Origin of the sequence: Nakamurella sp. PAMC28650 (assembly GCF_014303395.1) — a bacterium.
In the GTDB taxonomy this organism is placed as follows: domain Bacteria; phylum Actinomycetota; class Actinomycetes; order Mycobacteriales; family Nakamurellaceae; genus Nakamurella.
Genome location: NZ_CP060298.1, coordinates 2,441,438 through 2,462,175, shown reverse-complemented (window position 1 = coordinate 2,462,175; position 20,738 = coordinate 2,441,438). Strand labels below are relative to the sequence as shown.

Sequence of the window (20,738 nt, the reverse complement as noted above, 5' to 3'; positions counted from 1 at the left end):
CGGCCTCCGGGCCGTTCCGACGGTGCAGATCCAGGGGGCCGGACGGGGCGGCTCCGCGGGGACAACTCCGTGGGGCAACTCTGCGGCGGACCCACGCTCCGACCCGGACTCGTCAGCCAGCGATCTCCGGGACTCCGGCTCCACTCTCCCCAGGGCACCCGATCGGGTGTCATCCGTGTTCCCCGGCCTGGAGGTCACATGTTCAACTCGCTGACGAAGGCGAGACGACCGATCGTCGTCACACTCGCCGTCGGCGCTCTCGTCGCCGCATCCGTCCTGCCTGCCGGAGCGCAACCCGCTTCCGGTCCGGCGGCCCAGGGTGTGGCGTCCTCGTCTGCCGTGCAGGGCACCCCGGTGCCGCTCGGCCCGGACGGGTCCGTCCCCACGGCCACCTACTCCGCGGGCAAGTACGTCGTCGTACTGGCCAAGGCACCGGTGGCGTCCTACGCGGGCGGTACCGACAACATCCCGGCCACGAAGCCGAAGTCGGGCAGGAAGGTCGAGGTCACCAGTGCCGCGGCGCGACGGTACGCGTCCGTCCTGACGGCCGACCAGAACAAGATCGCCTCCTCGGTCGGGGCCAGCCAGAAGCAGAAGTACACCGTCTCGCTGAACGGATTCAGTGCCACCCTGACCTCCGCGCAGGCCACCAGGCTGGCACGCACCCCAGGGGTGCTCGCCGTCGCCAAGGACACGCTCCGCCACACGACCGACGACAAGGTCGACTACGACTTCCTCAAGCTGGCCGGAACCAGCGGTGTCTGGGCCGGCCTCGGTGGCGCCAAGACCGCAGGCAAGGGCGTGGTCGTCGGCGTCATCGACACCGGGATCTACCCGCAGTCCGCATCGTTCGCGGGCCGGAAGCTCGGCAACTCCCCCTCCGCGACGGATCCGTATCTCGCCTACAGGAGCGGCTCGCAGGTCGTCATGCAGAAGGTCAACGGCGGCACCTTCACCGGCGTCTGCGAGACCGGCGACGGTTTCACCGCGAGCGACTGCAACACCAAGCTGATCAGCGCCCGCTACTTCGGTGACTCCTTCATCGCCTCGGCCGGGTCCAACCTGCAGGACTTCATCTCGCCGCTCGACGGCGAGGGTCACGGCACCCACACCGCCTCCACCGCCGCCGGCGACAACGGTGTCCAGGCCAGCATCGACAACGTCGACTTCGGCAAGATCTCCGGTGTCGCCCCCGCTGCCTCCATCGCCGTCTACAAGGCGCTCTGGACCAGCAGCATCGCCTCCCAGAGCGGCGGCACCACCTCCGACATCGTGGCGGCCATCGATCAGGCGGTCGCCGACGGGGTGGACGTCATCAACTACTCGGTCGGCAGCTCCTCGGAGTCCCTCCCCGTCGACCCGATCCAACTGGCGTTCCTCTCGGCCGCCTCGGCCGGGATCTTCGTCTCCGCCTCCGCCGGCAACAGCGGTCCGGGCGCGTCGACGATGGACAACACCTCTCCGTGGGTGACCACCGTCGCGGCGAGCACGCTCAAGCCGTACGAGGGCACCGTCGTCCTGGGCAACGGCAGCAGGTATGCGGGCGTCAGCACCACCGTCGTCAAGTCGGTCGGGCCGCAGCCGTTCGTCACCGCGACCTCGGTCAAGCTGGCGGCCGCTGCCGCCACGGACGCCGCACGATGCACGCCCGGCACGCTCGACCCGACGCTCGTCGCCGGCAAGATCGTCGAGTGCGACCGCGGCGTCGTCGATCGCGTCGCCAAGTCCGCAGAGGTCAAGCGGGCCGGCGGCGTCGGCATGGTGCTGGTCAACCTGGCCCCGTCCGACACCGACGCGGACCTCCACACCGTCCCGACCGTGCACCTCGATTCCGACGTCGGACTCCTGGCCAAGGCGTACGCCGCCACCGCCGGCGCCACCGCCACGCTGGTGCCGGGCAACACGAGTCCGGTGACCACCCCGTATCCGCAGGTCGCCGGCTTCTCCTCGCGCGGCCCGTCGCTCTCCTCCAACGGGGACATCCTCAAGCCGGACATCGCCGCCCCGGGCGTCGGCATCCTCGCATCGATCTCGCCCACCCTGGACGGCGGCCGGAACTTCGACTTCCTCTCCGGTACCTCGATGGCCGCTCCGCACATCGCGGGCCTGGCCGCGCTCTACGTCCAGAAGCACCCGACCTGGTCGCCGATGGAGATCAAGTCGGCCCTGATGACGACGGCGGTCGACACCAAGAACGCGGACGGCAGCACCAACACAGATCCGTTCGCCCAGGGCGCCGGTGAGGTCCACCCCTCGGCGATGTTCAACCCGGCCCTGGTCTACGACGCCGGCGCACAGGACTGGCTGTCCTACCTGGAAGGGCTCGGCTACGACACCGGCACCGGCGTCCCGGCCGTTGCCGCGTCGGAGTACAACCAGGCTTCGATCGCTTCCGGCGCCCTGGTCTCGACACTGACCGTCACCCGCAAGGTGACGGCCGTCAAGGCCGGCCTGTACTCCGCCAAGGCCTCGGTTCCCGGCTTCAAGGTCACCGTCACCCCGTCGATCCTCTCGATGAACGCCGTCGGGCAGGTCAAGTCGTTCAAGGTGACCATGACCAGGACGACCGCACCGGTGGGCAGGTACGCCACCGGATTCCTCACCTGGAGCGGCGCCAACACCTCGGTCCGCAGCCCGATCGCGCTGGAACCGGTGGCGCTGCACAGCTTCGCTGACACGGTGGACATCACCGGTACGGCGGGCAGCGTGAGCTGGAAGGTCAGGTCCGGGATCAACGGTGCGTTCCCGATCACCGGCTACGGCCTGACCGCCGGGCACCAGGCGGCTTCCTCGGTCACCGCCACCACCACCCGGCAGTTCCCGGTCACCGTCGCCGCTGGCACCAAGTTCGCACGGTTCGCGACGAAGGTGGCCAGTGACAACGGTCTGCAGGACATCGACCTCACCGTCTACTCGATCAGCGGTGGCATTGCGACGCCGGTCGGTACCTCGGCCACGTCGCTGTCCGACGAGACGGTCGACCTGAAGGCACCGGCGGCCGGCAGCTACCTCGCCGTCGTCTCCGGATACCAGGACGCGGCGGGCACCACGTCGACCCCGTTCTCCTTCCGGGACTTCGAGGTCGGTGCCAACCCGAACGTCGGTACGTTCACCGTGACGCCGGCGAACGCGAGCACCACCGGCGGTCAGACCCTGCCCGTGAAGGCCACCGCCACCGGTCTGGACGCCGGCACCGCCTACCTGGGCTGGGTCCAGTACGTGGACGGCTCCGGCACCGTGGTCCAGGGCAACCCCACGAAGTAGTCTCCTGCAGGGCGACTCGTAGTACCGGAGTGCCGCTGGTATGACGCTCGCGCGTCATACCAGCGGCCTCGCCGTACTACGAGGCAGCGTCGGCCGGCCGGCAGATCAGTGGCCGGTGCGCTCGCGCAGCGCCCGGTCCTTGGCCAGCACCATGGCCTGGAGGTCGTCCGAGTAGGCGGACAGACGGTCCTGGAGGGCGCGGCCGAGAAAATCAGGGGCCGACGCCAGCATCCGGACGGTGAGCAGACCGGCATTGCGGGCGCCTCCGATGGACACCGTCGCCACCGGGATGCCCGCCGGCATCTGGACGATGGAGAGCAGCGAGTCCATTCCGTCCAGGGTCGACAGCGGAACCGGCACACCGATCACCGGCAGTACCGTGGCCGACGCCACCATGCCCGGGAGATGGGCGGCACCACCGGCGCCGGCGATGATCACCCGAAGGCCACGCCCGGCGGCCGACTGTGCGTAGTCCAACATCCGGGCCGGTGTGCGGTGCGCCGAGATGACACCGACCTCGTAGTCGATGCCGAAATCGTCCAGGATCTCGCCGGCACCGGACATCACCGGCCAGTCCGAGTCGCTGCCCATGATCAGACCGACGATCGGTGTGCTGACCGGAGTTCCGGTCTCCGTACTCCCGGTCTCCGGAGTACCGGGCTCATCGGCTGCGTTGGTCATCAGGAAACCCTTGTCGTCGGATCGGGCATGCGTTGGTCTGATGCGCTCGCGGTACCCGATCGGTCCACCGGCTCCGGAACGGCTGCACCGGTGTGGATCTCGTAACCGTCGTCCCAGATCCCCGTCCCGAGCCAGGAGGCCGACAGGGTCGCGATCCGCCGGAGCTCCGGCAGATCGGAGCCGAGCACGTTGACGTGGCCCAGTTTGCGTCCCGGGCGAAAGGCCTTGCCGTACAGGTGGATCTTGACCTGCGGGAACCTTGCCGCCAGGTGGTGGACGCGCTCGTCCATGCCGACCTCCGACCCGGGGCCGGAGTCCGGTCCGCCCAGCACGTTGCCCATCACCGTGAAGGGGGCCAGAGCATCGGTCCGCCCGAGGGGATAGTCCAGCACCGCACGCAGGTGCTGCTCGAACTGGCTGGTCACAGCCCCGTCCATCGACCAGTGACCGGAATTGTGCGGCCGCATGGCCAGCTCGTTGATCAGCAGTCCGTCGGGCGCGTCGGCCGACACCTCGGTCTCGAACAGTTCGACGGCCAGCACCCCGACCACCCCCAGCTCACCCGCGATCCGCAGGGCCAGCTCCGACGCCTTCGCCGCCACGTCCGGATCCAGACCCGGTGCCGGGGCGATGACCTCGACGCAGATGCCGTCGGTCTGCACGGTCTCCACGACCGGCCACGCGGCGGCCTGGCCGAACGGCGACCGGGCCACGACGGCGGCCAGTTCGCGCTTCATGACGACGAACGACTCCAGCAACAGGTGCCCGTTCAGCTCGGCGGCGACCGCCTCGACGGCCGGGACGTCGTCCAGCACCCAGACCCCCCGTCCGTCGTATCCGCCGCGCGCGGTCTTGACGACCACCGGCCAACCGTGGGTAGCGCCGAAATCGATCGCCGCCGCCACCAGATCGGAGTCGGGCTCGAGTACCCGGTGCGGCGGGACCGGCAGACCGGACGCCGCCAACCGGTGCCGCATCAAAGCCTTGTCCTGCGCATACTGCAGGGCGTCGGCGCCGGGATGGACGGCGTGCCCGGCCGCCACCAGCGAGCGGATGTGCTCGGTCGGGACGTGCTCGTGATCGAAGGTCACCACATCGCAGCCCTCGGCGAAACGGGTCAGGGCGTCGAGGTCGAGGTGGGAGCCGATCTCGACGTCCGGCGTGACCAACGCGGCGGATTCGTCGGCACCGATGGAGAGCACTCGTAGGCTCTGGCCGAGAGCGATGGCCGACTGGTGCGTCATCCGGGCCAACTGCCCGCCGCCGACCATGCCGACCCGGGGCATACCTGTCCGGGGATCCACGAGGGACGACAGTAGCCGTTCCCGGGAGGTGGACCTGCCCGACGCCCACGAAACGGCCCAGGATCACACCCCGAATTCCCGACGACACCTCTGACGCCCTGCGCCGCACCGCATCGGGTCGGGACGCAGAAGTGCCCCCGCAATCGTCGGGGAGTTGCGGGGGCACTCTGGTCGCCGGACCGAGCGGGTGTCGGGCCACGCAGGATCCGGCGAGTCTCTCGCCGCCGGCGGTGAGGCCGGCGACGTCGTCCTGGGGGCCTACCGTCCGAGTTCGGCCATCAGATCCACTGCGGTGGAATACTTCCGGGGCAACGTCTCAATCCAGACGGACGGCGGCGGGACGGAGACCTCGGGGTCCAGTTCGATCTGGTGGGTGATCATCGAGCAGAGCAGCCGCGCACGACGGGCGAGCATGTTGTCCCGATCGGACAGCGCGACCGCCACCGCATCGCCCAGCAGGGCCAGGCTCTGACCGGCATCGAACACCCGGCGCATGGCGTCGCCGACCAGGATCATCGGGAGCGTGCGCTGCCATCCGGTCCGGCTGCTCAGGTCGAGCCGGATCACCACCAGCGCGGACCTGACCGACACACATTCACCCCGTACCTCCGCCGCCCGGTACGACTCGCCGAGACGGATGTTGAGGTACTCGGGGGTGACGAGTCCGGTCAGCGGATCGGCCACCGTCGAGGGCGGCGCCGTGATCCGATCGGCCCAACCGAGCGATACTGCTCGACGCAGGGGCTCGGTGTAACGGCTCGGGGCGACCGCAGCCAGACCGTCGATGTCGACGAGGGTTTCCGCGAGCGACACCCCGGCAGCGGCCCGCTTGCGTCCCAACCGTTCGGCCGCCGCCCAGACATCGGCGTCGGCCGTGATCGCGTCGCAGACCGCGTCGACCGCGGGAACATGCCAATCGGAGGGAAACGCCCATCCGTAAGCCGAAGATCTTTCCTTCCATTCATGGCAGAGTTGGGTACTGGACCTCATCACGACCGGAAAGCGGTTGGCCACGGTCTCTCCTCTCGCGCCTGGTGCAACTTCCGATGATCCGAACGGGTCACGGCCGGTGCTCTCGAGGATGAGACGCCCGAGGTAACGAAGCATCACGCGGAAATTTCACACTCTTTTCGATCGACTGCGAGCACCTCGGCTCTCCTGAACCCTGCAGCGGTCACGCTCAGTGATTCTTCGCCGGAGAGGGTTGGTCGAAGCCTCCCTTCGATTCACGCTCAGTGATAAATCCGGCTCACTGCGTGAGAAAATCAGGCAACAGCCGTCACAATAGGGAGAAGACGGCCCCCCCGAACGTGCCAGGTCCCTTCTCGGCATGATCGCTGCGTAGTCGTCGAGCAGAGCTCCACACCGAGGTCAAGCCAGAACCAGAGATCCAGCCAGAACCAGAGATCCAGCCAGAGCAAGGAGAACGAACGTGCCGCCCGTCGAGGACCACGCACAGCTGGCGAGCGACGCCGAGCTGATCACGCGTGTGCGTGCGGGTGACCGTTCCGCCTTCGGCGATCTGTACGCACGGCATGCCGGTGCGGCGCTCGCGCTCGCCCGGCAGTTCTCCCGGTCGCCGACCGAGGCCGACGACCTGGTGTCCGAAGCGTTCGCCCGCGTGCTGGACGGAATGCTGGAGAGCAAAGGCCCCGACACCGCGTTCCGCGCCTACCTGTTCACCACACTTCGCAACACCGCCTACGACCGCACCCGCAAGGACAAGCGGCTGCAGTTCAGCGATGACATGGAACGGCACGACGTCGCGGTCGAGGGTGACGACCCGATCATCGCCGATCTGGAGAAGGGGCTGATCGGGAAAGCCTTCGCCGGGCTGCCCGAACGTTGGCAGACAGTGCTGTGGCACATGCAGGTCGAAGGACAGTCGGCCGCCGAGGTCGGAGTGCTGCTGGGGATGGCTCCCAATGCCGTCTCGTCCCTCGCCTTCCGGGCCAGGGAGGGTCTGCGCGAGGCCTACCTGCAGGCCCATCTCGCGGAGACGGCCGCCGAACGCTGTCGTACCACGGTCGACCGCCTCGGGGCCTGGACCCGCGGAGGGTTGTCCAAACGTGAGAAGGCCCAGGTCGATGCCCATCTCGAGGAGTGCCGCCGTTGCCCGGCGCTGGCTGCCGAGCTCTCCGAGATCAACACCGGCCTCCGCGGCCTGCTGGCGCCGCTGCTGCTCGGCGGGGCCGCCGCTGGATATCTGTCCACCCTGGGACCGGTCGCACCCCTTGCCCAGTTGGGGGTGCTGACCGGCGGGAAGGTCGCCGCCGTCGGAGGCAAGGCCGCTGTCGCCGGCGGGAAGGGCATCGCCGGACACGCCGCTGCGGGTCTGGCCAAGATCGGGAGCCTCGGGCCCGGAGCCGTCGCCGCCGGGGTGGCCGCGGCGGCCGCGGTCGCCGTGGCCGCCATCACCATCGCGTTGACCAGCGGCCATTCCGCGCCGTCGACGGCCGCGGCCGGGACCAGCGGGGTCAGTGCCCTGACCAGTGGACCCGTCGCCGGTCCCGGCGGGACCGGCGGTGGTGCGTCAGGCGGGGGCGGAACGGCCAACGGTGGGAACGGCGGGGCTGCGGTCGGCGGAACTGCGACGGGCGGGACGAGGACGGGTGGGACGACGACGGGTCCCGGCGCAACCGCCGGGTCCACGGGTCCGGCCGGAGCGGGCTCGGGCGGTGCAGGCGGTGCAGGCGGGACCGGAGGCTCGGGTGGTGTCGGCGGGACCGGCGGCCTCCCCATCATCGTGATCCCGGCGACGACGCCCACCATCGCCATCACGCCGACCGTCCCGAACACCGAGGGCAACGCCGGCGCGACGGCCCTGACCGGACCGTCGGGAACCTCGCCGGCGAACGGCTCCGGCGCCACGCCGACCGACTCCGGTGTGACCGGAACTTCCCAGACCTCCGGTCCGAGCTCGACGCCCGGCACCAGCACAAGCACCAGCACGAGCACCAACACATCTGGCACCACCACGCCCGGAACCACGACCCCCAGCACCACCGGCCCGACCACGACCGGCCCCACCACGACCGGCGCGACCACCGGCACCACCACCACCAGCCCGACGACCAGCCCCACCACGACCAGCCCCACCACCACACCGCCGCCCCCGCCCGTGGCGATCATCGGGGTCGACACCCGCAGCGTGAGTGTCGGCGTCGCCGGCGGCCTCGGCGTGCTCAAGCTCCAGATCGCGAACAGCGGTGACGGCCCCTCCGCGGCCGGCCTGACGATGCAGGTGAACGTTCCCCCCGGAGTCACGCTGGGGCAACCCACGCTCAGCCAGGCCCTGCGGAGCAGTGCGGGTGCGTTCGCGAGCCGAGTTGCGTCCGACACCTGTGCCGCCGCCGGTGCGTCGACGATGACCTGCACGCTGCCACCCGTCGCCGCCGGCAAATCGCTGACGCTGACCTTCATCGTTGCGGCCGATCCGACCGCCGTCGCCAAATCCGACATCGCCGTGTCCTTCGACGGGGGAGCCGCGACCAAAGTCCCCCTCACGGTGGCCAGCGGCTATCGGACGGTTTCCTTCAGCTCGAGCAACCCACTGGGACGCGCCGCCACCGCCACCGCCCGTCTGACCGCCGTGACCGTGGACCAGGTCACGGACGCAGGGACGTTGTCCGTTCCGCTGGCCATCGCTCCGGGAATGACGATCACCGGGTTGGCCCCGGGAACGCCGGCGGCGAAGGCCGGCACAGGTTGCAGCATCGGGACTGTCGCCCTGATCTGTCCGTCCGGCGCAGCCATCGCGGGGGTCGACCTGGTCGTCGCCGTCGACACGACCCCGACCCCGGGGCCCGACACCACCGCCCCCGCCACCGATCAGGGCGGACGTTCGCTGATCACCGGGTCCCTCGACGTGTCGGACAGTCCCAACGGCGGCTACACGGCCGACAACCCGGTCGAACTGGACCCGGCGGGCGTGCTCGCCCAGGGCACCACGACCAGCATCACCCTGCTCGGCCACCCGCTGCCCGGCGTCATCGATTCCGGGCCGATCGTGGTCCCGGTCGACCTGACGCAAGGGACCGGCGTGACCATCGACGTGACGAACCTGCCGACCGGGTGCGTGCTCACGCCGAATGCGTCGCCGGCGGGGTCACTGGTGACCTGCACGCCGGCCGACAACAACGGCTCGGCCACCTTCCCCCTCACGGTGGTCGTCGCCCCGGATGCGACCGGCGGAACCCTCTGGCCGGTCACCCTGCCCGTGGGGTCGAGTCCCACTCCAGGCGTGGCAGGTGCCCACACGCTCGACATCGACCCGATGCTGACCGGCTACCAGGGGGTCACCGCTCGGATCCAGGGTCTCAATGCGGGCACCGACGGGTCGCTGACCCTGGTCGGAACGGTCAAACCTGGCATCACGAATCCAGGCAAGGTCACCGTTCCGGTGGCTCTCGGGCCAGGCGTGAGCATCACTGCCTCGGCGAGCGACAACTGCACCGTCAACCTGGTCGGGGCGGTGTGTACCCCCGGTATCGGAGGCACCACGACCTGGAAGCTGGTGGTGCACACAGCATCCGACGCGAAACAGGGCACCCTGGCGTTTCCGTCCCTGCGTCTGGCCGGCTCCGCAGGCCTGATCCCGGTCACCACCGGCTCGGATCTGACCGTCCGGGCCCTCGCCACCTCCTGCGGCCCGGCCGCCACGCTGCTGCAAGGGGATTTCGAGACGCCCCAGGTCAGTCCCGGTGCCGGAAAGTTCCAGAACTCCAGCACGACGGCCTGGAACACCACCGAGCCGGACCAGATGATCGAGTTCTGGCGCACGGGTGCAGGCATCGCAAGGAACAACGGCGGCGTTGACATGGCAGCCCATAGCGGCAGCCAGTGGGTCGAGCTCAATGCCAGACAGGCGAGCGCTCTCTACCAGGACGTCAGGACGGTGCCCGGCCAGCAGATGCGCTGGACCATCTGGCATCGGGCCAGAGCCCTCGACGGCCTCAAAGCCGACGTGACCATCGACAAGATGGCCGTGCAGATCGGCGCTTCAGCGCCCTACTTCCACCCCGACTCGAACACCGCGGTCGCCGACAATGCGGTCGACTGGGTGCAGCACAGTGGCGTCTACATCGTGCCGGCGGGCCAGAGATCGACCCGATTCCAGTTCGTCGCGATTTCGACCGCCTCCGGGGACCCCAGCGTCGGCAACTTCCTGGACGACATCTCCTTCAGCACCGTCCCCTGCCTGACCGCGGCCACGTCCGTGACCAATTCCAATCCGTCGCACGCCACGGCCCGCCCGGGTGACACGCTGACGATCAGCACCACCGTGACGAACAACGGTGGTGACGCCGCCGCCAACGTCGTCGTCACGAATCCCGCCCCGGCCAACACCACCGAGGTTGCCGGCTCCCAATTGCCGATCGCCGCGTCCATCGATCCGGGCCGATCCGCGACGACCAGCTTCAAGGTGACGGTCGACGCGGACGTCCCGGACGGCACGGTCATCAGCGACAATGCGGCGTTGACCTACGTCTGGCCACCGTCGACCGATCCTCTCGGGTCCCTCTCCAACACCGTGACGACCACCGTCTCGGCGACCGGGTAGCCGGTCGACACGGCCGACCATCTCCCACCCTGTTAGCCGAGCGTAAGATCCTGCCGGGCGAGCGGGCAGTCTGACCAGCACGGACAACACACCGCGGCCCGTACACTTGGCCGGTGAATCCGATCGACAGCGTCCGGCAGATCCTGCCTCCGAAGCATCGCGAACTGGCGAAGTTCCTTGCGGTGGGCGGGACCTCGTGGATCGTGGACACCGGGCTCTTCACCCTGCTCTCGCACACCGTGCTGGACGGCAAGGTCATCACCTCGAAGCTGATCTCGGTGCTGGTCTCGACCATCCTGAGCTACATCCTCAACCGCGAGTGGTCCTTCAACGGGCGGGGCGGGCGCGAACGTCATCACGAAGCAATGCTGTTCTTCCTCTTCAACGGCATCGCGCTCGGGCTCAACCTGGTTCCGCTGTGGCTCTCGCACTACGTCTTCGACATCAATCCCGCCCACTACGCCAGGCTGACCGTCACGGTCGTGGACTTCATCTCCGCGAACATCATCGGCACGCTGATCGCGATGGCCTTCCGCTATTGGTCCTATCGCCGGTGGGTCTTCCCCGACGAACTGGTCCCGGTGTCGGCGGAGGTCGACGAGTCCCGCTGACCACGGGCTCCCGGCAGCTCCACCACCGGGGCGGACCCCGCCGGATCCGCCCGATTCTCGGCGGCCAGGAAGATGCCGAACACCGGTGGGCTCGCCCTGCGCAGCTCCAGACGACCCCCGTCCGCCTCGATCAGCGCGCGGGCCAGGCCCAGGCCGAGGCCGGTGGACGACGCAGTCGACATGCCCCGTTCGAAGATGTGCCCGACCAGCGCCGCCGGGACACCGGCTCCCTCGTCAGACACCTCGATGACGGTCGACGTCGGCCCCGGTCGCACGTTGATCCGCACCACTCCGGCGCCGTGCTGGACGGCATTCTCGATCAACGCACCCAGAGCCTCCCGCAGCCGGACCGACGTCACCCGGACCGAGAGGTCAGCCGGACAGGCGACCTTCAGCGACCGGCCGACGGCGGCCACTCTCGGCGCCCACTCCGAGGCCAGATCGTCCAACTCGGCCGATAGATCCAGTTCGGTCGCACCGGCCGCCCGTTGCGACCTGGCGTTGGTGAGCAGGTCGTCGACCACCGTCACCAGCCGGTCGGTCTGATCGAGCGCGGCCTGCACCTCGGCCACGACCGTCGGGTCAGGACTGAGCGCGATCTCCTCCAACCGGAGCCGCAGCCCGGTCAGCCGGGTGCGCAACTGGTGGGAGATGTCGCCGGCCAGGTCCCGTTCGCGGCTCAGCAGCGCCGCGATGTCGGTGGCCGAGGAATCGAGCACGTCGGCCACGCGGTCCAGCTCGGCGATGCCGTAGCGCCGGCGCACCGTGCGGAAGTCACCCGACCCGAGCCGCGCGGCCCGCCGCGCGACGTCGCTGAGCGGCGTCGCAAGTCGTCGGGCCAGCACGAGCGCGATGGTGGTCGCGACCAGCACGGACAACAGCACCGCCGCTCCGACGAGCAACAGCGCCCGCCACCGCTCGGCCCGCAACTTGTCCATCGGCACCGACAGCACCAGTTCACCGCCGCCGGGCAGTGCCACCGTCTCGGAGTACATGTCAAGGCTCGGTTCGGCGCCGATCGCACGGTCGACGAGGCCCTTCTCGCGCACGACCAACCGGCCGCCCTCCGGGATCGCCACCTCCAGCCGGGACAGGTTGATCTGCGAGGTCTCCTCTGACCGCACGGTGATCGAGGCCTCCATGGACTGGAGGCGACCGGCCAGTTCCTGATGCATCAGGTCGTCGACCAGACGCCAGGACACGATCGCCAGGGGCACGCCGAGCGCGACCACGGTGGCGGCGATGACCAGCAGGATCGACGTCAGCACACGACGGCGCACCGCAGGTCAGTCCGTGTCGAAGCGGAATCCGACGCCACGGACGGTGGCGATCCGGTGGTCGACGGCGCCGCTCGGGCCGGCCAGCTTCCGGCGCAGCCAGGAGATGTGCATGTCCAGCGTCTTGGACGACAGCAACGACGGGTCGTGCCAGACCTCGTCGATGATGTCCTCCCGCGGGACGACCTGGCCGGCTCTGGTCATCAGGGCCCGCAACAGTTCGAACTCCTTGTTGGCCAGGGACACCTCGGTGCCGTCCACGATCACCCGACGGGCCCTTGCCTCCATCCGGACGCCGGCCAGTTCGAGCACCTCCGGCTCGCGTCGACGCAGTAGCGCCCGCACCCTGGCCAGCAGTTCGGCCAGCCGGAACGGCTTCCCGACGTAGTCGTCGGCACCGGCGTCGAGGCCGACGATGAAGTCCACCTCGTCGGTGCGGGCGGTCAGCATCAGCACCAGGACGTCCCGTCCGGCCTCGCGGATGCGACGGCAGATCTCCAGGCCGTCGGTGCCCGGCAGACCCAGATCCAGGATGACCAGGTTGATGTCGTTGTACAGGGCGGCGGACAGGGCGGCGCTGCCGTCGGCAGCGACCAGCACCTTGTACCCCTCCCGCTCGAGGGCGCGCGAGAGCGGATCCGAAATGGCCGAGTCGTCCTCGGCCAGCAGCACGGTGGTCACGTGGCTCACCCTACGGCCACACCACATCAAATGAGCGTCACGTCAGGTCGCCCCCGGGGTGATCGAATCGACCCGATCTCGGTGCTCCGCGGACGGGGGTTGCACAAAGGCCCATACCGAAGGTGATCCTCGCTGGTAGTCGGGGTACTCAGACCTTCGGTGATCGAGGCGGTGGACGACGGGGCCGGCCCACCGGACGGCCGGGCCTCAGACGGGTGTCACCCCGTGACGGCGACGGGAGAAGCTGCGGTCCTTGGTCCGGGCGGCGGCCAGCCTGGCGATGAGTTCGCCGCGGAGTTCCTCCGGTTCGACCATCACGTCGACGACCATCTCGCCGGCCAGATGCACGATGTCGATGTCCTTCTCGTATTCCGCCCGCAGGCCCTCCACGTAGAGCGCACGCTCCCCCGGGTCGGAGATGGCGGCGATCTTGTTCGCGTAGACCGCGTTGACGGCGGCCTCCGCGCCCATCACCGCGATCTTCGCGGTCGGCAACGCGATGGTGGCGTCGGGATCGAACCCGGGGCCGGCCATCGCGTACAACCCGGCGCCGTAGGCCTTGCGGACCACCACGCAGAACTTCGCGATGGTCGCCTCGGACACCGCGGTGATCATCTTCGCACCGTGACGGATGATCCCCTGCCGTTCGACCGCCGCTCCGACCATGAATCCCGGCACGTCGGCCAGGAAGATCAGCGGCACGTTGAAGGCATCGCACAGCTGGATGAAATGGGTTGCCTTGTCGGCGGAGTCGACGAACAGCACGCCGCCCTTGAACATCGAGTTGTTGCCCACCACGCCGACCACCCGGCCGTCGAGGCGGCCGAAGCAGACCAGGAGTTCCCGGGCCCAGCCGGGATGGATCTCGAAGATCGAGTCGGCATCCAGCAGCGCCCTGGCGTAGCGGCGCATGTCGAACGCCTGCCGCTCGAACTCCGGGACCAGCGCGCGGAGGTCGCCGGCACCAGGGCCCACCGGCTCCGCGGCCGGTGGCTCCTGGGTGTGGTTGGAGGGCAGGAACGACAGATAGCGGGCCACCGCGTCCAGGGCCTGCACCTCGGTGTCGACGAGCAGATGACCCACCCCGGAGACGGTGGTGTGCATCTTCGCACCGCCCATCTCCTCCAGGGTGGTCTTCTCGCCGGTGACCATCTCGACCATCCGGTCGCTGCCCAGGTACATCGAGGCATTGCCGGCCACCATGACGACGATGTCGCAGAACGCCGGGATGTAGGCCCCGCCGGCGGCGCTCGGGCCGAAGAGGGCGCACACCTGTGGAATGGAGCCCGAGGCGCGAACCTGGGTGTGGAAGATCTTTCCGGCGCCCCTGCGACCGGGGAACAGGTCGACCTGATCGGTGATGCGCGCGCCCGCCGAGTCGACCAGGTAGATCATCGGAACCCCGGTGCTGTAGGCCTTCTCGATGATCCTGATGATCTTCTCGACGGTCCGGGCCCCCCAGGAGCCGGCCTTGACGGTGGAGTCGTTGGCCATCAGGCAGACGGGCCGACCGGCCACCGTGGCGCTGCCGGTGACGATCCCGTCGGCCGGGAGTCCCTCGGCCAACGCATTGGCGAGTTGACCGTCCTCGCGGAAACTCCCGGCGTCGACGAGGTGGTCGACGCGCTCCCGGGCGAACAACTTGCCCCTGGCCGTGTTGGAGTCGTGGTAGCGCTGGGCCCCGCCGGCGGCGATCTGGTCACGCAGCGCGGCAAGTCCGGACGTCATTCGTTCCATGGGCAGTGACGTTAGGTGATCCGCCGTTCGGTTGACACCCACTGCCGGCCGACACCTATTGCTCGTGGACGGGTCACACCCCCGGGGCCGGCGGATACCGTGCCGGCTGCACGCCCGGTCCGGGCCCTGGTCCGGGTAGGCCGTCGGAGCCGATCTGGTAGCGATTGCGGTCGTCCATGATCAGCTGGTTCAACGTCGACTGCACCTTCGGCAACGACGCCACGTTCTCGAATTCCAGCGGCTGGTCGGCGGCGGACTCCACGATCAGCGAGCCGTAACCCAGGAGCCGGCCCCAGAAGGACACCGACGTCTCCATGTTCTGGATGTGACCGAGCGGAATCTGGTGCTCCCGCCGGTGCAGGATGCCGGTGCGGAAGAAGACGTGGAAGTTGGTGATCACGAAATGCTCGGTGCGCCAACGGATGAGCGGCACCACGGTGAAGAAGATCAGGCCCAGCAGCGCGATCACACCGATGACGATCCAGGCGATCGAGTGGTACTGCCAGTGGCGCAGCACGGCGGCGAGCGCAGATCCGCCGCCGATGAACACGACGAACAGCACCGCCGGCAGGATCAGCACCTTCCAGTGCGGATGCTTGTGGAGCACGACCTTCTCACCACGCGAGAGCAGGTTGTCGGGGTAGGCCATGGGTGCCCCTCCAGGTTCGTACTTCTTAAGGATCGTCGGGCAGGTCGAACGGGGATGACGCTACCCGTTCACCAGTGCCCTGGGGCCGAAGACCGCAGAGCCCACTCTCACGATGGTGGCCCCCTCCGCGATCGCCTCCGCGAAGTCGCCGCTCATCCCCATCGACAGTTCGACGGCGTGCTCGGCGCCCGGCATCCCGACGGTCAGGGCCCGGTCCCGGAGTCCGGCGAGCGTGCGGTAGCCGGCCCGGACGGCGCCCAGGTCCGCCGAGCGGAGCCCGATCGTCATGTAGCCGCGCACCCGCAACGCGGACAACGGCGCCAGCTCGGCCAGCAGTGCAGGGACGGCGGCCGGCTCGACGCCCGATTTCGTGCTCTCGCCCGACACGTTGACCTGGACGAGAACGTCCAGAGTGCGTTCCAGGGATGCTATCCGGCTGTTCAGCCGGGTCCCGAGCGCAGCGGAATCCACACTCTGCACGCAGGTGACGTACGGGAGCACCTGGTTGATCTTGTTGCCCTGCAGGTGGCCGATCAGATGGCACTCGTGGCCGGAACCGGCCAGGGCGGCGGCCTTCGCGACCACCTCCTGCACCCGGTTCTCCCCGATCAGGCGTTGCCCGGCCGCGATCAGCGCGAGGATCCGGTCCGGTTCGATCGTCTTGGTCGCCAGCATCAGCCGCACACTGCCGGACTCCCGGCCGGCCGCGACCGCGGCCTCCCGCACCTGCGCCTGCACCGACCGCAGTCGGTCCACGTCGGTCGGGGGTCGGGTCGTCCGGCCCTGGTCTGCCACGTCGTCGAGGTTAACGAACACCGCCGGCGTCTGCGGGCCGCAGATGGACGACGTCACCTGCGGTGTGACGGCTGCGCACACCGTTCACGTCCTGGACGACGACGGCGCCGTCCGGGTCGACGTCGACGGCGATGCCGGCCACCTCGGCCCGGCCGGGCAGTTCGACCCGCACCGAGGACCCGATCGTCGCGCAGGTGTCGAGGTACCTCGGGCGCAGGCCCGACACGTCGACGTCACCGCCGGCCTGCCGCCACGCCGACAGCAGACGGGAGAACCCGTCCAGGATGCGGGCCAGCAGGACGTTGCGGTCGACGGATCCGGCACCGGCGAGCAGCAGTGACGTCGCGTCGGCGCGCGGTAGTTCCGCGGCCAGCAGCGAGACATTCAGCCCCGCACCGACGATCACTGCGTCCCCGGTCATCTCGGCCAGGATCCCACCGCACTTGTGACCGTCCACCAGGACGTCGTTGGGCCACTTCAACCTGGCGTGGACACCGGCGACGTCGGCGAACCCGTGACAGACGGCCAGCCCGAGGGCCGCCCCGATCCAGCCTCGACGGGCGATCGGGATCTCCGAGATGCCGGAGTTCCCCGAGAGCGCCAACCTGACCGAGAACATCAACCCGGCACCCGGTGGACACGCCCAGTGCCGACCCGACCGCCCCTTTCCCGCGGTCTGCTCCTCCGTCACCAGCACCACCGATGCGCCTGCTCCACCCGGGCCGCCGCCCCGCGCGAGATCGTCGTTCGTTGATCCGGTGGACAGCACATGACGGATCTCCCAGGGGGCCCGATCCTGCAGCGCCGCCGCGACCGACCCCGGCGCCATCGGCCGGCGGTCGGGGGCCGGGACTCCGGCGCGGTCGCTGGTGGTCATCCCCAGGATGGTAGGCGGTGCGGACGAGGCGGGCGTCGGCGGCGGCCGTCGAGTAGGCGTGGCAGCACGTCAGGTGGGCGTGGCAGCATCGTCAGGTGAACAGAGCGCGCTCGACCACCGTCCTGGCCTCCGCGTCTCCCGCACGGCTGGCGGTGCTGAGGGCCGCCGGGATCGATCCCGTCGTCTTCGTGTCCGGTGTCGACGAACCCGCCATCGAGGCGGCGAGCAGCCACCTCGGGCCGGCCGGTACGGTGACAGCCCTCGCCGCGGCGAAGGCGCAAGCCGTGGTGGCTGCGGTGACCGCCCAGCATCGCGACGCCGTGGTGATCGGCTGCGATTCCATGCTGCTGCTCGACGGCAGGCTGCGCGGCAAGCCGGCCGACGACGCGCAGGCCCGCCGGGAGTGGGCCGAGATGTCCGGCCGCACCGGTGATCTGCTGACCGGACATGCGGTCCTGGTCCTGACGGACGGCCGGATCACCGCCCGTGCGTCCGGGCACGAGCGGACCGGGATCCGCTTCGGGACGCCCACGCCCGACGAGATCACCGCCTACCTGGCCACCGGTGAGCCCCTGCAGGTGGCCGGCGGCCTGACCATCGACGGCTACGGGGGATGGTTCGTCGAGGGCATCGACGGCGATCACTCGTCCGTCATCGGGATCTCGCTTCCGCTCACCCGCAGGCTGCTCGCCGACGTGGGGATCCCGGTCACCGACCTCTGGCGTCGCCACTGACACCTCGCACCGAACGCTCTCCTCACGACATCCCGGGCATCCTGCTTGACAGGTCGGTCGCCGGGCGCCATGGTCGGGGCCGTTCCGACGATCGGATCGCGGGGGTCACCGGACCGTTCCCGACACCGGGCCGTTCCCGACACCGGGCCCCCGGCACGGCCCGGATCCGACCAGCACAGGAGACGAAGATCGACACCACCGAGGTCGACGGGGCCGAGGTCGACGGCACCGAGGTCGACGGCGCAGATGAGGTCGTCCTCGAGCACCAGGTGGCGCCCGGACCGCTGGCCGGAGCCCGCCGCCGCGTCTGGTCCTGGCGGATCGGGGCGATCCTGCTCGTCCTCTACCTGCTGTTGGCCGCACTGTTCTGGCGGACCCTGGTCTGGCAGTTCGATTCAGCGTCGCTCGGTGCCGGCAGCGGCGACGCCGGCCTGTTCATCTCCTGGCTGCAGTGGGCCGCCCACGCCGTCACCAACGGTCTGAACCCACTGCGCAACGACTACCTGCAAGCGCCGTTCGGGGTGTCCGCGGTGTGGAACACCTCCATCCTGGCGCTCGGCATCCCGTTGATCCCGGTCACCTTGCTGTTCGGTGCGGCCACCTCCTTCAACGTGGTGCTGCTGCTCAGCCCGGTGCTGGCCGCGTGGACCGCGTCCAAGTGGCTCCGCCGGCACGTGGACACCGTGCCGGCCGCGATCGGCGGACTCGTCTACGGCTTCTCACCGTTCGAGATCGGCCAACTCGCCGGGCATGCCCACCTGACGTTCCTGGCTCTCGTACCGCTGATCGTGATGTGCCTTGAAGATCTGATCGTCCGCTCCGAGCGTCCGCTCTGGCCGACCGCTCCGCTGCTCGGGCTCGCCGTGGCGGTGCAGTACTTCATCAGTTCCGAGATCCTGCTGATGCTGGCCATCAGCCTGGTGCCGGCCGTCATCCTGCTCGCGGCGGGCAGGTGGGACGTCACCCGACAACGGGTCACCAGGGTGCTGGTCGCCGGACTGGTCGCCGTCGGTACCGCCGCGGTACTGCTGGCCTATCCCCTCTCGGAGCAGTTCTCGAAGACCTACCGGATCGATGTTGCGGTCCAGGACTGGACGAAACATGTCGCCCAGGTGGGATACCTGTTCACGCCGACCGTGGCGCTGTTCTTCCACGGGTCCTCGCCCTCGCCCGATCCGGTGGAGAACGGCACGTTCATCGGGTGGCCGATGTTGGCCGTCCTCCTCATCACCGTCGTCGTGCTGCGCCGCCGGTTGGCGGTCTGGGTCGCGGTCCTGATGGCCGGCTTCGCCGTCGTCTCCGAACTGGACCTGCACGTGTTCGGGGTGTCGGTCTCCGTCCTGGCACGTCTCCAGCGCCGCGTCGAGCTCACCGCCAGCATCGTGCCGATGAGACTGTCCAGCGTCTTCGCCCTCGCCGCGGCCTTCCTCGTTGCACTCGGAGTGCAGGAACTGCTCCGGGCGTGGCCGCGACATCGATGGGTGAGCATCGTCGGCGGGGCCCTCGTCCTGGTCACCCTGGGGTCGTGGCTGCCCGGCAACGCGCGGCCGGTCGGCCCGCTCATCGGCACACCGGCCTTCTTCACGAGTCAGGTGATGAGGCAGATCATCCCGGAGCACTCGATCGCGATGGTCGCGCCGATGGCCAACCCGAGCAACATGTATGCCGAGTTCTGGCAGGTGAGAGCGGGCATGTGGTTCAAACAACTCGGCGGCTACGACCTGAACAACCAGGGCACCGGGATCCCGAGCTTCAGGCCGAGACAAAGCACCCTGCTGCGGCTGTTCGGGGCCAGCTGGGCGGGCCGGGCCGCACTTTCCCCGACGGAGCTGCAGCAATTGATGCGGGCCGGACGGATCGAACTCGCGGACTCCGGCGCCACGTTCTTCATCGCGGTCCCGCACTACCTCGGCGACGATCAACAACGCGACTTTGCCCGGAAGATGCTCGGGCGCCCCGCCGACCGGGCGGCGGGCGGCGCGCAGATCTGGTCCCTCACCCAGCGGTGCGGACAGGACCCGTCCATCGGACCCGTCTGTCCGACCGGCGGGTGACGCACCGGGTCCCGGCCGACGCGCGGAGACGGGTTGGCCACCGGACTAACGTCTGCTCATGACCAACGACGAATCCGCGGCACCGGGCGGGGTTCCCACCGACGTCCGGGTGGGGGATGCCGAACGCAACTCGGCGGTCACCGCTCTGGGTGACCACATGGCCAGCGGCCGCCTCGACCTCGACGAGTACGGCAGCAGGAGTGCGGTGGCCGGCGCCGCCCGCACCGCGGGTGAACTCCAGGCGCTGTTCGCCGACCTGCCGGCTCCGCATCCGGTGCTGCCGGGAACGCAGTCCGTGTCGATCGCGAAGGCCGACGGGCCGATGGCCGCACAGACCCGGGCCGGCGCCACCCCGCCGTGGTCGACGACCGCAGCCGGGCGCAGAAGCTGGTGGCCGCCGCGGCCGCCAGTTCGGCGATCATTGCCCTGGTGCTGTTCCTGGTCACCAGTCAGTGGTGGTGGTTCCTGCTGATCCCGCTGATCTCGTCCGTCGCCGGAAGTGTCTGGGGGG

General features: G+C 69.4%; 15 protein-coding genes. 6 read left to right on the top strand and 9 right to left on the bottom strand.

Going from position 1 to position 20,738, the window contains the following annotated elements:
- Positions 1-198 precede the first annotated feature (198 nt).
- Positions 199-3,264, top strand: a complete 3,066-nt coding sequence (locus tag H7F38_RS11200) for a S8 family peptidase (protein ID WP_187094123.1) — start codon at positions 199-201, stop codon at positions 3,262-3,264.
- A gap of 105 nt (positions 3,265-3,369) precedes the next feature.
- On the opposite strand, the gene purE is transcribed toward H7F38_RS11200, so the two are convergent.
- The 3 genes from purE to H7F38_RS11185 form a co-directional block, all read right to left on the bottom strand.
- Positions 3,370-3,855 carry a 5-(carboxyamino)imidazole ribonucleotide mutase gene (purE, locus tag H7F38_RS11195; protein ID WP_255498414.1) on the bottom strand — a complete coding sequence of 162 codons (486 nt, stop codon included), beginning with the start codon at positions 3,853-3,855 and terminating at the stop codon, positions 3,370-3,372.
- An 89-nt stretch (positions 3,856-3,944) separates the two neighbouring features.
- The gene (locus H7F38_RS11190) at positions 3,945-5,249 is read right to left on the bottom strand and encodes a 5-(carboxyamino)imidazole ribonucleotide synthase (protein ID WP_187094121.1); all 1,305 of its coding nucleotides are present in this window, start codon (positions 5,247-5,249) and stop codon (positions 3,945-3,947) included.
- 258 nt (positions 5,250-5,507) lie between these two features.
- A complete protein-coding gene (locus H7F38_RS11185; RefSeq protein WP_187094120.1) occupies positions 5,508-6,263 on the bottom strand; it encodes a GGDEF domain-containing protein in 756 nt (251 codons plus the stop codon).
- Positions 6,264-6,681: 418 nt separating this feature from the next.
- Between H7F38_RS11185 and H7F38_RS26270 the strand changes: the two genes are divergently transcribed.
- On the top strand, positions 6,682-10,812 hold the full coding sequence (locus tag H7F38_RS26270) for a sigma-70 family RNA polymerase sigma factor (protein ID WP_187094119.1): 4,131 nt from the start codon (positions 6,682-6,684) through the stop codon (positions 10,810-10,812).
- A gap of 113 nt (positions 10,813-10,925) precedes the next feature.
- Positions 10,926-11,423, top strand: coding sequence for a GtrA family protein (locus H7F38_RS11175; protein ID WP_187094118.1), 498 nt, complete (start codon positions 10,926-10,928; stop codon positions 11,421-11,423).
- On the opposite strand, the gene H7F38_RS11170 is transcribed toward H7F38_RS11175, so the two are convergent.
- The 6 genes from H7F38_RS11170 to H7F38_RS11145 all read right to left on the bottom strand — a co-directional run bounded on the left by H7F38_RS11170 (position 11,357) and on the right by H7F38_RS11145 (position 17,439).
- Positions 11,357-12,703, bottom strand: a complete 1,347-nt coding sequence (locus H7F38_RS11170) for a HAMP domain-containing sensor histidine kinase (RefSeq protein ID WP_187094117.1) — start codon at positions 12,701-12,703, stop codon at positions 11,357-11,359. The two genes, H7F38_RS11175 and H7F38_RS11170, sit on opposite strands and share 67 nt — an antisense overlap.
- A gap of 6 nt (positions 12,704-12,709) precedes the next feature.
- A complete protein-coding gene (locus H7F38_RS11165; RefSeq protein ID WP_222618594.1) occupies positions 12,710-13,381 on the bottom strand; it encodes a response regulator transcription factor in 672 nt (223 codons plus the stop codon).
- A gap of 207 nt (positions 13,382-13,588) precedes the next feature.
- Positions 13,589-15,118 (bottom strand): acyl-CoA carboxylase subunit beta, encoded by a 1,530-nt coding sequence (locus H7F38_RS11160; protein WP_187094115.1) that lies wholly within the window; start codon positions 15,116-15,118, stop codon positions 13,589-13,591.
- Positions 15,119-15,191: 73 nt separating this feature from the next.
- The gene (locus H7F38_RS11155; protein ID WP_187094114.1) at positions 15,192-15,767 is read right to left on the bottom strand and encodes a PH domain-containing protein; all 576 of its coding nucleotides are present in this window, start codon (positions 15,765-15,767) and stop codon (positions 15,192-15,194) included.
- Positions 15,768-15,827: 60 nt separating this feature from the next.
- Complete coding sequence (locus H7F38_RS11150; RefSeq protein WP_187094113.1) at positions 15,828-16,562, bottom strand: YggS family pyridoxal phosphate-dependent enzyme; 735 nt, start codon at positions 16,560-16,562, stop codon at positions 15,828-15,830.
- Between the two features lie 10 nt (positions 16,563-16,572).
- The gene (locus tag H7F38_RS11145) at positions 16,573-17,439 is read right to left on the bottom strand and encodes a biotin--[acetyl-CoA-carboxylase] ligase (RefSeq protein WP_187094112.1); all 867 of its coding nucleotides are present in this window, start codon (positions 17,437-17,439) and stop codon (positions 16,573-16,575) included.
- A 95-nt stretch (positions 17,440-17,534) separates the two neighbouring features.
- On the opposite strand from H7F38_RS11145, the gene H7F38_RS11140 reads away from it, so the two are divergent.
- The 3 genes from H7F38_RS11140 (at position 17,535) to H7F38_RS11130 (ending at position 20,699) form a co-directional block, all read left to right on the top strand.
- Positions 17,535-18,173, top strand: a complete 639-nt coding sequence (locus tag H7F38_RS11140) for a nucleoside triphosphate pyrophosphatase (RefSeq protein WP_187094111.1) — start codon at positions 17,535-17,537, stop codon at positions 18,171-18,173.
- 269 nt (positions 18,174-18,442) lie between these two features.
- On the top strand, positions 18,443-20,227 hold the full coding sequence (locus H7F38_RS11135) for a DUF3488 domain-containing protein (RefSeq protein ID WP_187094110.1): 1,785 nt from the start codon (positions 18,443-18,445) through the stop codon (positions 20,225-20,227).
- Between the two features lie 58 nt (positions 20,228-20,285).
- Positions 20,286-20,699: a DUF1707 domain-containing protein gene (locus H7F38_RS11130; RefSeq protein WP_222618593.1), complete on the top strand. Its 414-nt coding sequence runs from the start codon at positions 20,286-20,288 to the stop codon at positions 20,697-20,699.
- Positions 20,700-20,738 lie beyond the last annotated feature (39 nt).